This is a genomic window from Streptomyces sp. NPDC055243 (assembly GCF_044544025.1).
Taxonomy (GTDB): Bacteria; Actinomycetota; Actinomycetes; order Streptomycetales; family Streptomycetaceae; genus Streptomyces.
The window spans coordinates 130,156-143,124 of sequence record NZ_JBITWR010000003.1; the positions used below are offsets into that span (position 1 = coordinate 130,156).

General features: G+C 72.4%; 12 protein-coding genes. 5 read left to right on the forward strand and 7 right to left on the reverse strand.

Translation table 11 applies throughout. The features are described from left to right. Positions 1 to 13: 13 nt before the first annotated feature. Complete coding sequence (gene cdgB, locus ACIGXX_RS10420) at positions 14 to 1,687, forward strand: diguanylate cyclase CdgB (RefSeq protein WP_351168537.1); 1,674 nt, start codon at positions 14 to 16, stop codon at positions 1,685 to 1,687. 87 nt (positions 1,688 to 1,774) lie between these two features. Next, positions 1,775 to 2,761, forward strand: a complete 987-nt coding sequence (locus ACIGXX_RS10425; RefSeq protein ID WP_351168539.1) for a carbohydrate-binding protein — start codon at positions 1,775 to 1,777, stop codon at positions 2,759 to 2,761. A gap of 24 nt (positions 2,762 to 2,785) precedes the next feature. On the opposite strand, the gene ACIGXX_RS10430 is transcribed toward ACIGXX_RS10425, so the two are convergent. The 5 genes from ACIGXX_RS10430 to ACIGXX_RS10450 form a co-directional block, all read right to left on the reverse strand. Beyond that, a complete protein-coding gene (locus ACIGXX_RS10430) occupies positions 2,786 to 3,646 on the reverse strand; it encodes a class II fructose-bisphosphate aldolase (RefSeq protein ID WP_351168541.1) in 861 nt (286 codons plus the stop codon). A gap of 67 nt (positions 3,647 to 3,713) precedes the next feature. Beyond that, complete coding sequence (locus ACIGXX_RS10435; protein ID WP_351168543.1) at positions 3,714 to 4,646, reverse strand: 1-phosphofructokinase family hexose kinase; 933 nt, start codon at positions 4,644 to 4,646, stop codon at positions 3,714 to 3,716. A gap of 156 nt (positions 4,647 to 4,802) precedes the next feature. Next, on the reverse strand, positions 4,803 to 5,945 hold the full coding sequence (gene nagA / locus ACIGXX_RS10440) for an N-acetylglucosamine-6-phosphate deacetylase (RefSeq protein ID WP_399974579.1): 1,143 nt from the start codon (positions 5,943 to 5,945) through the stop codon (positions 4,803 to 4,805). Continuing rightward, positions 5,945 to 6,922 (reverse strand): ROK family protein, encoded by a 978-nt coding sequence (locus ACIGXX_RS10445; protein WP_351168547.1) that lies wholly within the window; start codon positions 6,920 to 6,922, stop codon positions 5,945 to 5,947. Before ACIGXX_RS10445 ends, nagA begins: the two co-directional genes overlap by 1 nt. A gap of 643 nt (positions 6,923 to 7,565) precedes the next feature. Beyond that, positions 7,566 to 8,459, reverse strand: a complete 894-nt coding sequence (locus tag ACIGXX_RS10450; protein ID WP_351168549.1) for a sugar isomerase — start codon at positions 8,457 to 8,459, stop codon at positions 7,566 to 7,568. A 180-nt stretch (positions 8,460 to 8,639) separates the two neighbouring features. On the opposite strand from ACIGXX_RS10450, the gene ACIGXX_RS10455 reads away from it, so the two are divergent. The 3 genes from ACIGXX_RS10455 to otsB are packed head-to-tail and all read left to right on the forward strand — an operon-like array spanning position 8,640 to position 11,019. After that, positions 8,640 to 9,857: an extracellular solute-binding protein gene (locus ACIGXX_RS10455; protein ID WP_351168622.1), complete on the forward strand. Its 1,218-nt coding sequence runs from the start codon at positions 8,640 to 8,642 to the stop codon at positions 9,855 to 9,857. Between the two features lie 9 nt (positions 9,858 to 9,866). Then, positions 9,867 to 10,142 carry a DUF3263 domain-containing protein gene (locus ACIGXX_RS10460; protein ID WP_351168551.1) on the forward strand — a complete coding sequence of 92 codons (276 nt, stop codon included), beginning with the start codon at positions 9,867 to 9,869 and terminating at the stop codon, positions 10,140 to 10,142. 16 nt (positions 10,143 to 10,158) lie between these two features. Beyond that, positions 10,159 to 11,019, forward strand: a complete 861-nt coding sequence (gene otsB / locus ACIGXX_RS10465; protein ID WP_361467153.1) for a trehalose-phosphatase — start codon at positions 10,159 to 10,161, stop codon at positions 11,017 to 11,019. A 28-nt stretch (positions 11,020 to 11,047) separates the two neighbouring features. On the opposite strand, the gene ACIGXX_RS10470 is transcribed toward otsB, so the two are convergent. Further along, entirely contained in the window at positions 11,048 to 12,460 is a 1,413-nt protein-coding gene (locus ACIGXX_RS10470) for a trehalose-6-phosphate synthase (RefSeq protein WP_351168555.1), read from the reverse strand. A gap of 100 nt (positions 12,461 to 12,560) precedes the next feature. Then, positions 12,561 to 12,890 (reverse strand): LAETG motif-containing sortase-dependent surface protein, encoded by a 330-nt coding sequence (locus ACIGXX_RS10475; RefSeq protein WP_399974584.1) that lies wholly within the window; start codon positions 12,888 to 12,890, stop codon positions 12,561 to 12,563. Positions 12,891 to 12,969: the final 79 nt, after the last annotated feature.

Genomic DNA, 12,969 nt, shown 5'->3' on the forward strand with positions numbered 1-12,969 from the left:
GGGAGAGCGAGCAATGGAGACCGAGTCGGAGCCGTACGTCCGTCTTGCGACCCTGCGGCAGCTGCATCAGGTGGTGGCGGATCTCAACACGGCCCGGAGCCTGGCGGACACGCTGCAGACCGTCGCCGACGGCGTGGTCAACGGCCTTGGCTATGAGCTGGCGTGCGTCAATCTCGTGCGCCCTGACGGCGATCTCGTCGTCGCCGCCTTCGCGGGCAACACCGCGGCCGAGGCCCTCATCACCGGCCGGGTCGGCTCCCGCGACGCCTGGGAGAAGCGACTCTCCATGGGCGAGGCCTGGGGCGCCCTGAGGTTCATCTCGTACACCGAGGGCTGGGTCCTGGACGAGGACGACGTCCCGCAGTGGTACACCGACGGCCCCGAGCCCCGCTTCGAGGACGAGTGGCACCCGGCCGACCGCCTCTTCGCCCCGATGTACGCGACGGGCGCGGCCGGCGGCGAACTGCTCGGCGTGATCTCCGTGGACCGCCCGCGCAACGGCCGCAGGCCTGGCGCCTGGGGCCGCGAGGCCCTCCAGATGTACGCCTTCCAGGCCGCCATCGCGATCAGCAACGCCCGCCTTCGCGCCAACATGCAGCGCGCCCTGGTCCGCCTGGAGCGCGAGCAGCAGGCGCTGCGGGCCAGCGAGGAATCTTTCCGGCAGGCCTTCGAGTACGCCCCATCCGGTATGGCCATCGCCGAGATGGGCGGTGACCAGCACGGCCGCATCCTGCGCACGAACGACGCGCTGTGCCGTCTGCTCGGCCGCCCCGCGTCCGCGATGCGCCGCTACTCCTTCTCCGACCTGGTCCACCCCGAGGACATCGGCACCCTCCTGCGGACCTCCGCCGAGGGCGGCCGGGCCGAGCTGCGCCTGGCCCGGCGCGACGGGACGTACGTCTGGGTCTCGCTGCGCAACTCCGTCGTAGCGGACGCCGCCGACGGGCCGCGCTTCCTGCTCACCCACGTCGAAGACATAGAGGAGCGCAAGCGCCGCGAGCTGCAGCTCGCGCACCGCGCCTCGCACGACTCCCTCACCGGCCTGCCCAACTCAGCCGAGCTGCGCTCCCGCCTCAGCTCCCGGCTCTGTCGCAGGCCGCACGCGGGCCAGCCGAGCGCGGTGGACTCGCTGGACGCGGCGTACGACGGCGTCTACGACGCGGACGGGCAGCACAGCTTCGACTACGGCTCGAACAACGCGCACACCCTCCAGCAGGGCGGCGACGGCTTCGACCACCACGTGCACACCGTCGCGCCGCCCGAGGGGCACGGGGACACGGACGACGGCACCAAGGGCCTCGCCGTGCTCTTCTGCGACCTCGACGGCTTCAAGTCGATCAACGACCGCTTCGGGCACCACACCGGTGACGCCGTCCTCATAGAGGTGGCCAGGCGGCTGACCAGCGGTGTCCGTGACGGGGACACGGTTGCCAGGCTCGGCGGCGACGAGTTCGTCGTCCTCGCCGACGGCCTCGGCCGCGCCGACGCGCAGGACCTCGCGGTGCGGCTGCGGAACGCGATCATCCCGCCGATCCGGGTCGACGGGCGTGCGGTCCGTGTGGGTGCCAGTTTCGGCATCGGGTGGGCGCACTGCGGGATGTCGGCCGACGAAGTGTTGCACTCCGCTGACCAGCGGATGTACGTGGAGAAACGGTCCCGTGCCAAGCAGCACAGGCGGGCGGGCTGAGGGTCCGGATGAGGTCAACGCCACCCCTTGACCTCACCCGGAGCGGGTAGGCTCCCCCGGTCAGCGACATGAGGGAGTGACCAGGGAATGACGCCCGGCAATAACGGCGACCACACGCCGAACGCGCCAGAGGGCGACGACGATCCGTTCGGCTATCTGTACGAAGACGGACAGGCGGCCGGCGCCACCCCGCCCAGCGGCGGGGGCGGCTACGGGTACCCGGGTCCCCGCTCCTCGTCGTACAACCACGTGCGCGCGGTGGGCGACCGCAGGCCCAACACCTACGGGGCGCCGGCAGCGCCCGCGTACGGCCAGCAGGTGCCGCCGCAGCAGCAGGCCTACGGCCAGCCGAACGCGCATTACGCCGCTCCGGAGACGCAGCCCGGCGGAGCCCCCACGGGACCGCAGTACACACCTGCTTCCCGTGGCTCCGGCGGCCGCGGCGGCGGCCCCAACACCAAGGGCCTCCTGATCGCCGCGATCGCGGTCGTCGCGGTCGTCGCCATCGGCATCGGCGCCGCGATCGTGTTCGGCGGCGACGACAAGGAGGACGGCAAGGAAGCGGGCGGTCGGCCGACGCAGGCCGAGACGGTCAAGCCCAGCGAGAAGCCGACGAAGGACCCCCAGAAGCCTGCCGAGCTCCCGAAGACGGACGCGAAGGCGCTCAAGCTCGACGGCGGCACGACGACGGCTTCGGACGTCGAGGGCGCCGAGTCCGAGGGCGGCGTCTACGTCTCCGGCTTCGACAAGGTCGGCGCCCAGGTGACGTGGACCGTCAACGGCATCCCGAAGGCCGGCTCGTACAGCCTCCGGGTGAACTACGGCGTGCCCGGCAAGGACTCCAACGCCACCATCCTGGTCAACGGCAAGAAGCAGACCCGTCCCCTGAACATGAAGAACTTCTCCCACGCGGAGGAGGGGGACTGGGCGAAGGGCTGGACCAACACCTGGGCGGTGGTCCAGCTCACCAAGGGCACCAACGCGATCACGCTCACCTGTGGCCAGAGCGACCTGTGCGGGACGACGGGCGCCAACATCGACCAGATGTGGCTCGTGGAGGGCAGCAACGGCTGACGCCGCCGCCCCTCCTGCCCGGCGCTACTCCTGGGGCTGCTTCAGCAGCCCCAGGAACCCCGCCACCGTCCCGGCCATCGCCTCGCGGGCCGGGGCGAGGTATTTCCGGGGGTCCACGCCCGTCTCGTGGGCGCCCAGGTACTCCCGCACCGCTCCCGTGAACGCCGTGTTCAGGGCCGTGCCGACATTGATCTTGACCATGCCGGCCGCCACCGCCGCCCGGATCTCCTTGTCCGGTACGCCACTTGAGCCGTGCAGGACCAGCGGCACGGGGACGGCCGCCGTGAGGGCCGCTATCAACTCGTGGTCCAGCGTTGCCGTGCGGGACGTCATCGCGTGGGAGGAGCCGACCGCCACCGCGAGGGCATCGACGCCGGTGTCCGACACGTAGGCCGCCGCTTCCGCGGGGTCCGTGCGGACCCCGGGTGCGTGCGCGTCCAGGGGGGCCTCGCCCTCCTTGCCGCCCACCTTTCCCAGTTCCGCCTCGATCCAGATGCCCCGCTCGTGGCCCCAACGCACCGCGTCCGCCGTCGCCTTGACGTTCTCGCCGTACGCCAGCTTCGACGCGTCGAACATCACCGAGCTGAAGCCCTCGGGGTGCGCGGCCCGCAGCAGTTCGGGGTCCGTGACGTGGTCCAGGTGCAGGGAGAGCGGGGCCGATGACGTCCTCGCCACCGCCGCTGCCGCCGCCGCGATCGCGGACAGGTTGCCGCCGTGGAACTTCACGGCGTTCTCGGAGATCTGGAGGATCGCGGGGGTGCCCGCCTGTTCGGCGCCCGCGGCGATCGCCTCCGCGTGCTCCAGCGTGATCACGTTGAACGCGGCGACCCCGCGCCCCGCAGCGCGCGCGTCGGCTACCAGGTCACCGGTGGATACGAGTGGCACGATGAATGTCCCCAATTCCTGGGCCCGTACGGCCCGTTGTGCGTCGCCCACGCGGTGACGCGTGTCCTCACGCCGCGGTGGCCTCCCCGGTCACCGCGACCCGCGCGAGCAGGTCTTCGTACGTCGCGGGCACGAACTCGCCCGCCACCGGGGCCGCCACGGTCGCCGCGGAGAGGGCGACGGCCCGTGCCAGGCGCTGTGGCCAGGGGAGTTCCTCCACCAGGGCGGAGAGCAGGCCCGCGACCGCCGAGTCACCGGCGCCCGTCGGATTGCCGTGCACGCGGACAGGCGGAGCGGCCTGCCAGGTGCCCTCCGGAGTGACCGCGCGCAGGCCCGCCGCGCCCAGGGACGCCACCACCGCGTGCGCGCCCCTGCGGCGGGCGTCACGGGCCGCCTGGGCGGGCTCGTGGGAGCCGGTCAGCTCGGCCAGCTCGTCGGCGTTCGGCTTGACGATGTCGGGGCGGGCGGCGACGCCACGGCGCAGCGCCTCGCCGCTGGTGTCCAGGAGCACGGGGACCTTGGCGGCGCGCGCCGCCCGGACCAGGGTCGCGTACGCGCCCACCGGGACTCCCGGCGGCAGGCTCCCGCACAGCGCGACCGCGTCCGTGCCGCCGCGCAGCGCCTCCTCGTACGACTCCTGGAAGGCGGACCACTCCGCGGGGGAGATCGCCGGGCCCGGCTCGTTCAGCTGCGTCGTGTCGCCGGTCGCCGCGTCGACGACGGCGAGCGTGCGGCGCGTCGCGCCCTCGACGGGCACGAGCGCGTCCGTGACGCGGGGCTCGCGCGTGAGGCGCTCGTGCAGGACGCGGCCCGTGTCGCCGCCCGCGAAGCCCGTCACGGTCACGTCGTGGCCGAGGGCCGCGAGGACGCGGGCGACGTTCAGGCCCTTGCCGCCGGGGCGTTCGATGACCTCGGTGACGCGGTGCGAGGCGTGCGGGGTGAGGGCGGGGACCTTGTACGTGATGTCCAGGGCGGCGTTCAGCGTCACTGTGAGGATCACTCGTCACTCACCCCCGGGATCAGTGGAGAACGCGCTTGCCGCCGGTCTCTTTCGGGGCTGATCATGCCAAAGAGAAGGCGGTTGGCCCAGGGGTCCGGGCCAACCGCCTTCTCTTCGTTGTCTCTTCAACGGGTGGTGAAATCACCCGAGTTGGGCCTAATTGGGCGCAACCACCCAGTCACCCTTGCGCATGACGCCCACCAGGTCGAATGCCGCGTCCAGGACCACCAGGTCGGCGTCCTTGCCCGGCTCCAGCGAGCCGACCGTGTCGTACATCCCCAGGAGCCTGGCCGGGTTGGCGGAGATGGCCCGCACGACGTCCTCGACGGGCAGGCCGTCGACCGTCGCCGAGCGCTTGAACGCGCGGTCCAGGGTGAGGGTCGAGCCCGCGATCGAGCCGCCCTCGACGAGCCGCGCGACGCTGTCCTTCACCTCGACCTCCAGCGGGCCGAGCATGTACCGCCCGTCGCCGAAGCCCGCCGCGTCCATCGCGTCCGTGATGAGCGCGGTGCGGGCCGCGCCCGCGTGGTGGAAGGCCAGCTGGAACGAGGCGGGGTGCAGATGCGTGCCGTCGTTGATCAGCTCGACCGTGATCCGCTCGTCCTCCAGGAGCGCGGCGATCGGGCCCGGCGCGCGGTGGCCCAGCGTCGGCATCGCGTTGTAGAGGTGCGTGGCGACGGTGGCGCCCGCGTCGATGGCCTCCTGCGTCTGCTCGTACGTCGCGTCCGTGTGGCCGATGGCCGCGATCACGCCGTGTTCGGCGAGCAGGCGTACGGAGTCGATGCCGCCCGGCAGCTCGGTGGCGAGCGTGAGCATCTTGGCCCGGCCGCGTGCCGCGTCGATCAGCTTGCGGACCTCGGCCGGGTCCGGGTCGCGCAGCAGCCCCTCGCTGTGCGCGCCCTTGCGGCACGGCGAGATGAACGGGCCCTCGAAGTGGATGCCCGCGATCTCGCCCTGCTCGGCGAGCTCGCTGAGCATCCCCGCGCGCTGGGCGAGGAAGTCCATCTCGCCGGTGACGGTCGACGCGACGACGGTCGTGGTGCCGTGCAGGCGGTGCGTGTGGACGCCCTTGAGTACGTCCTCGACCGTGCCGGAGGTGAAGGAGGCACCGCCGCCGCCGTGGTTGTGGATGTCGACGAACCCCGGGACCACCCAGTGGTCCGGCGCGAGATCGACGACCTCGGCATCCGCGGGAGCGCTCCCGGCAATGCGCGTGCCGTCGACGATCACACGGCCGTTGGAAATGGTCCCGGTGGGCAGGACCACCTGAGCACCGGCGAGGACCTTGCTAGTGGCCATCAGGCGGTTACCTCCGTGGAGTCGGTGGGATCGGTGGGGTCAATGGGGTGATCGGGTGCGCCGAGCAGATCCCAGGCGAGCAGGCCCGCGCCCAGGCACCCCGCGGTGTCCCCCAGGGCTGCCGGGACGATGAGGGGCTGGGTCTGGAACGTGACGATGCGTTCCGTCATGGCCGCCCGCAGGGGTGTGAACAAGGTTTCCCCGGCCTCGGCGAGGCCGCCACCGATGATCAGAGTGTGCGGGTCCAGGAGGGTGAGGGCGGTGATGAGGCCGTCCGCGAGCGCGTCGACGGCGTTCTGCCAGACCTCCCGCGCCCGCGGGTCGCCGGACTCCACGGCCTTCGCGCAGTCCGCCGCGTCCGCCTCCGGGTCGCCGCTCGCCGCCGCCCAGGCCTCGCTCACCGCGGACGCGGAGGCGAGCCGCTCCAGGCAGCCGCGCTGGCCGCAGCCGCAGGGCGGGCCGCCGGGGCGCACGATGATGTGCCCGATCTCGCCCGCGGAGCCGTGGGCGCCGGGCTCGATGCCGCCGCCGATGCCGATGGCCCCGGCGATGCCCGTGCCGAGCGGGACGAAGAGGAACCGGTCGGCGCCCTTGCCCGCGCCGATCCGCCCCTCGGCGAGGCCGCCGGTGCGGACGTCGTGGCCCAGGGCCACGGGTACGCCTTCCAGCCTGCGGCTCAGGAGTTCGCGCATGGGGACGTCGCGCCAGCCGAGGTTCGAGGCGTAGACCGCGATGCCGCGCTCGGTGTCGACGATCCCCGGGATCGCGACGCCGGCCGCGGCGGCGGGTTCCCCGAACTCCTTGATGCCGTGGGCGCGGAGGTCGGCGGCGAAGTCGAGGATGGACTCGACCACGGCGTCGGGCCCGCGCTCACGGCCGGTGGCCCGCCGCGCCTCGTACAGGAGCGCGCCGTCCGCCCCGACCAGGGCGGCCTTCATTCCGGTGCCGCCCACATCGAGGGCGATGACATGTCTCACGGGGGACAGTCTCGCGCGTCCCCCGCGAGAGGTCTAGTCCACTTCCGAGGCTTACGCCTCGCCAAAGGTCCCTTTCGAGGGGACGTGTCCCTTTGCGCCGTACCGCCACGGGGCCGCGACCTCGCCCCTGGCCGTGCCGCCATGGGGCTGCTTCCTCGTTCCTGGCCGTGCCGCCATGGGGCTGCTACCTCGTTCCTGGCCGTGCTCCGCACCGGGTTCGAGCTCGTTCCTGGCCGTGCCTCACGCCGGGGTTCGAACCCACAAGGCCGCCGCTTCGCGGCGGATGTCTCCCACCCGCCCACCCGTCACCCCGAGGTGATCAGGGTGGGTGGCGAAGCCTGTTCGGGTGGGGGGCGCTGCGGGGCAATCGGGTGGGTGGGCGGGAAACACCCGCCGCGAAGCGGCGGTTCAGGACAGCCGCTCACCCACGGCAAGGGGCAGGACCGCCCGCCTGCCGAAGGGGGCAAGCGGCGGTTCAGGAGCAGCGGCCCCCGGGCTGGGGCAAGCGGCGGTTCAGGGCCAGCGCCCCCCGGGCCGGGGCAAGCGGCGGTCCAGGAGCAGCGGCCCCCGGCCGGGGCAAGCGGCGGTTCAGGATCAGCCGCCCCCGGCCGGGGCAAGCAGCCGCCCATCCACCCGAAGGGACTCAGCTCAGGATCACGCTTCGCGTCAGGTTCCTCGGGCGGTCCGGGTCGAAGCCTCGGGATTCGGCCAGGGTCACCGCCAGGCGTTGCGCGCGGATCAGGTCCGCCAGGGGGTCCGCGTCCTGGTGGGCCACCAGTTCTCCGCCCACGCGGGCCACGTCGCCCGCGAGCCCTTCCGGCAGTGCGCCGAACATCCACGTCACCCGGCCGGGGCCGGTGATGGAGATCGGACCGTGGCGGTACTCCATCGCGGGGTATGACTCCGTCCAGGCCCCGGCAGCCTCCCGCATCTTCAGCGCCGCCTCGAGGGCGAGACCGTACGTCCAGCCGCGGCCAAGGAACGTCCACTGCTCGGCGGCGACCACCGAAGCCGGCAGCGGCTCCGTCACCGCGAGCTCCGCGTCCACCGCTGCCTCGGCGACCGACTTCACGCCGGGGATGTCGCCGAGTCCGGCCCGCAGGAAGGCGAGCGCGGTCGTGGCGAAGCGGGTCTGGACCACCGACTCCTCGTCCGCCCAGTCCAGGACCGCCACGGAGTCGGCCGCGTCCATGATCGGCGTCTTGGGGTCGGCGGTGAGCGCCGTGGTCGGGACCGTGCCCTTCAGCTCGCCGAGGAGTTCGAGGACCTCCGTCGTCGTGCCGGAGCGGGTGATGGCGACCACCCGGTCGTACGTCCGCCCCGAGGGGAACTCCGAGGACGCGAACGCGTCCGTCTCGCCCTGCCCGGCGGCCTCGCGCAGCGCCGCGTACGCGATGGCCATGAACCACGACGTCCCGCACCCGGTGACGGCCACCCGCTCGCCCGGCTCCGGCAGTCCGTCGAAGGCGGCGGCGGCCTCGGCCGCCCGGTGCCAGCAGGCGGGCTGAGTTGCTATCTCTGCTGCGGTACGCGACATGCGTCAAGGCTCCTTGCCGGTGGGACGTCATTGGTACGCCGTTGCACAAGCGATACTGAGGTGGTGTAGACCTCGTGTCCATACGCGAGGGAAAATCGCAGTTCACGTAGATCATCGAGGGTGGGAACAGCTGTGCAGCGGCGCGCGACAGGACTGACCGCGGCGATAGCCGCACTGGGCATGGCGGCGGTGCTCGCCGGCTGCGGCGGTCCGGGCGACTCCGGCGACGTCACCCTCAAGCTGGTGGCCGCCGACTACGGCGACTCCAAGGCCAACAGCTCCCAGAAGTACTGGGACGGGCTCGCCGAGAAGTTCGAGGCCAAGAACCCCGGCATCAAGGTCGACGTCAGCGTCTACTCCTGGACCGACGTGGACCGCAAGGTCAAGGAAATGGTGAAGGCGGGCGACGCCCCCGACATGGCCCAGATCGGCGCGTACGCCGACTACGCCGCGGCGGACAAGCTGTACCGCACCGAGGACCTGGTCTCCATCTCCACCCAGGCCGACTTCATGGCCCCCCTCTCCGAGGCGGGCGAGGTCAAGCGCGTCCAGTACGGCATGCCGTTCGCCTCCTCCACGCGCCTGCTCTTCTACAACCAGAAGATCTTCAAGGACGCCAACCTCACCCCGCCGCAGAGCTGGACCGACCTCGCGGCCGCCGCCAAGACGCTCAAGGCGCGCGGCGTGAAGATCCCCTACGCCCTGCCGCTTGGCAAGGAAGAGGCGCAGGCGGAGACCATGCAGTGGCTGCTCAGCGGAGGCGGCGGCTACACCGACAACGTCGGCACGTACGACATCGACTCCACGCAGAACGTGAAGACCTTCACCTGGCTGAAGGACGAGCTCGTCGGCAAGGGCCTGACGGGCGCCACGCCCCCCGCCAAGCTCGACCGCGCCGAGGCCTTCGCCGCCTTCACGCGCGGCGACGTGGGCATGCTCAACGGCCACCCCACGCTGATGCAGATGGCCGCGAAGAAGGGCGTGAAGTACGGCATGGTGCCGATGCCCGGGGTGAACGGCCACACCCAGGCCACGATGGGCGTCGCCGACTGGATGATGGCCTTCAAGCAGCGCGGCAACCGCGAGGAGATCGGCAAGTTCCTCGACTTCGCCTACAGCACGAAGAACGTCCTGGACTTCTCCCGCGAGTACGACCTGCTGCCGGTGACGAACTCCGCTGCCGAGCAGATGACGGGCAACAAGGACGACAAGGCGCTCGCCGAGTTCCTCGACGAGCTGCCCACCTCGCAGCTCTACCCGGTGGGCAAGACGTCCTGGGCTCAGGTCTCCGTCGACGTCAAGAAGTACATCGGCAAGGCCGTCGACCCGAACGGCAATCCGGCGTCGATCCTCGGTCAGCTCCAGACCAAGGCGGCGACGGAGGAGAACGCGGAATAGCGTGAGGGCATGACCGATGCGAAGGATGCCGACGCCGGGGACGGCCCCAGGGGCGACTCCGGCCTTTCCGAGCGCGACCGCGCGATCCTCGCCCTGGAGCGCCGGGACTGGGTGACGGGACCCGGCGCCAAGGAGCGGGCCGTGCGCGAGCAGCTCGGCCTGGCTCCGGTCCGCTACTACCAGCTCCTGAACGCCCTGCTCGACGACCCCCGCGCCCTCGCCCACGATCCGGTGACCGTCAACCGGCTTCGGCGGGTTAGGGAGTCCCGGCGCGGGGAGCGTTGAGCGTAGGGTCGGGCCCATGGGTGACCTTGTGAACTCCCCCGAGCTGCCCGAGCTGCCCGAGCCCGTGACCCCCGCAGGGCGCGAGGGTCTCGCCGCGCTCCTCGCGCGGCCGGGCAAGGCCGTGATCGCGCTCGACTTCGACGGCACGCTCGCCCCGATCGTGCCCGACCCCGAGCAGGCCCGCGCCCACCCCGGAGCCGTCCCCGCCCTCGCCGCGCTCGCCCCGAAGGTGCTGTCCGTCGCGGTGGTCACCGGCCGCCCGGCGGGCGTGGCGGTGCGCTACGGCGGCCTCGCGGGCGTCACCGGCCTCGAACACCTCGTCGTGCTCGGGCACTACGGAGCCGAGCGCTGGGACGCCGTCTCCTCCACCGTGCACGCGGCCGAGCCGCACCCGGGCGTGGCGTCCGTGCGCGCCGAACTGCCCGGATTCCTGGACACGATCGGCGCCTGGCGCGGCACGTGGATAGAGGAGAAGGGCCGCGCGGTCGCGGTGCACACCCGCCGCGCGCGGGACCCGCAGGCCGCCTTCGAGGCCCTGCGCGAGCCCCTCGCCGAACTGGCGTCCCGCCACGGCCTGATCGTCGAACCGGGCCGCCTGGTCCTGGAGTTGCGCCCCCCGGGCATGGACAAGGGCGTGGCCCTCGCCGACTACGTACGCGAAGTGGGCGCGGAGACCGTCCTGTACGCGGGCGACGACCTGGGCGACCTGCCCGCCTACGCGGCCGTGGAGAAGCTCCGCTCGGACCAGGTGCGCGGCCTGCTGGTGTGCAGCGGCAACGCGGAGGTCGTGGAACTGGCCGAGCGGGCCGACCTGGTGGTGGAAGGACCGCAGGGCGTCGTGGAGCTGCTTTCCTCGATCGCCGCCCAACTGGACTGACCGGCGCGGGGGCCGGGGCCGGGGCGGATCAGGCCCGCAGGGCCCGCAGTTGGTCCAGGAACCACTGGGCCGGGGGGAGCGCCGTCGCAGCCGCCGCGAGGCGTTTCGTGCGCTCCGCCCGCTCCTCCAGCGGCATCGTCAGCGCCGTGTGCAGCGCGGAAGCCGTCCCCGTCACGTCGTACGGGTTCACCACGACCGCGTCCTCGCCCAACTCCTCGTACGCCCCCGCCTCCCGGGACAGGACCAGCGCGCAGCCCTCGTCCGAGACCACCGGGACCTCCTTGGCGACCAGGTTCATCCCGTCCCGGATGGGGTTCACCAGCGCCACGTCCGCCAGGCGGTACGCGGCCAGCGACCGCGCGAAGTCGTCCTTCACGTGGAGCACGACCGGGGTCCAGCCCTCCACGCCGTACTCGGCGTTGATCTCGTCCGCGAGGGTCTGGACCGACGCCGTGTACTCGCGGTACACCGCCAGGTCCTGCCGCGAGGGGTACGCGAAGGCCACGTGCACCACCCGCTCCCGCCACTCCGGCCGCGAGGCCAGCAGCTCCCGGTAGGCCAGCAGGCCCCGCACGATGTTCTTCGAGAGCTCCGTCCGGTCCACCCGGACGATCACCTTCCGGTCGCCCCCGCCGCCCACCTGCTCCCGCAGCGCGACGAGCCGCTCCTCCACGTCCGCCCGCCGCGACCGCTCCCGCAGGAAGTCCGCGTCCGCCCCGAGCCCGTGCACGCCGATGCGCGTGCCCGACGTACCGCCGACGACCGCGACGCAGCACTCCGTGAACGCGTCCGCCCAGCGCCCCGTCAGGAACGCCGCCCGGTCGGCGCCCAGGATGCCGCGCAGGAGCTGCTCCGCCACGTCGTCCGGCAGCATCCGGAAGTAGTCCACCGGGGCCCACGGCGTGTGCGAGAAGTGGCCGATGCGCAGGTCGGGGCGGAGTTCGCGCAGCATCCCCGGCACCAGCGCCAGGTGGTAGTCCTGGACCAGGACCGCCGCGCCGTCCGCCGCGCTCTGTGCGAGCGCCTCGGCGAAGGCCCGGTTGTAGGTCTCGTACGACGCCCACTGCGCCCGGAACTCCGGTCCGAAGGCCGGTTCGAGCGGCGTCTGGTAGAGCATGTGGTGGACGAACCACAGGACCGAGTTGGCGATTCCGTTGTACGCGTCGGCGTGCACGCCCTCGTGCGAGCCCGCGTCGATGTCCAGCATCCGTACGCCGGGCTCACCGACCCCGCGCCGCACGGCCTCCCGGTCGCCGTCCCCCAGCGCCGCGCAGACCCACAGGGCCGATTCACCGTCGGATTCGCCGATCGCGCTGAGCCCGGAGACGAGTCCGCCGCCGCCCCGCTTGGCCGTCAGCTCCCCGTTGTCCTCCAGGGCGTACGTGACGGGGCCGCGGTTGGACGCGACGAGGATCTGTGCGGCGGCGTGCTCGGAGACCATGTGCCGAACCTAGCCCTTCGGGGGAGGACTCAAACGTACGGCCGGGCCCACGGCGGGCCCGGCCGTATACGTTCAAGGAATCAGGGCCCGGCCGCACCGGCTACCGGTCCCGCCTGTAGTCCCTTCTGCTCCTGGCCGCTGCCACCGCCAGCGCGCCCAGAGTGCACAGGGCGATCGCGAGCCCCGCGTACAGCATCGTGTCCGAGTCGCTGCCGGTGTCGGCCAGTTCACCCCGGGTGCCCTGCTGTCCCACGGGCTCGCGCTGCTCCTGCCGCGGGACGGTCCGGGCCTGCACCCGCCGCGGTCGGCTGTCGCCGTCCTGGCTGCCCTCGCCGTTCGCGGCGGTGGCGCGGCGCGCCACCACGTCCGCCGCCGCGGCGGGCGCGGTGGCCGCGCCGAGCGCTCCCGCCGCGAGGGTGGCCGTCGCCATGGCCACGGCACCGGCGCGTCGCGCGCTTCCCATTACCTGTCTGAGCCACATAAGTGGGGAATGTAGACAAAATGCCCGG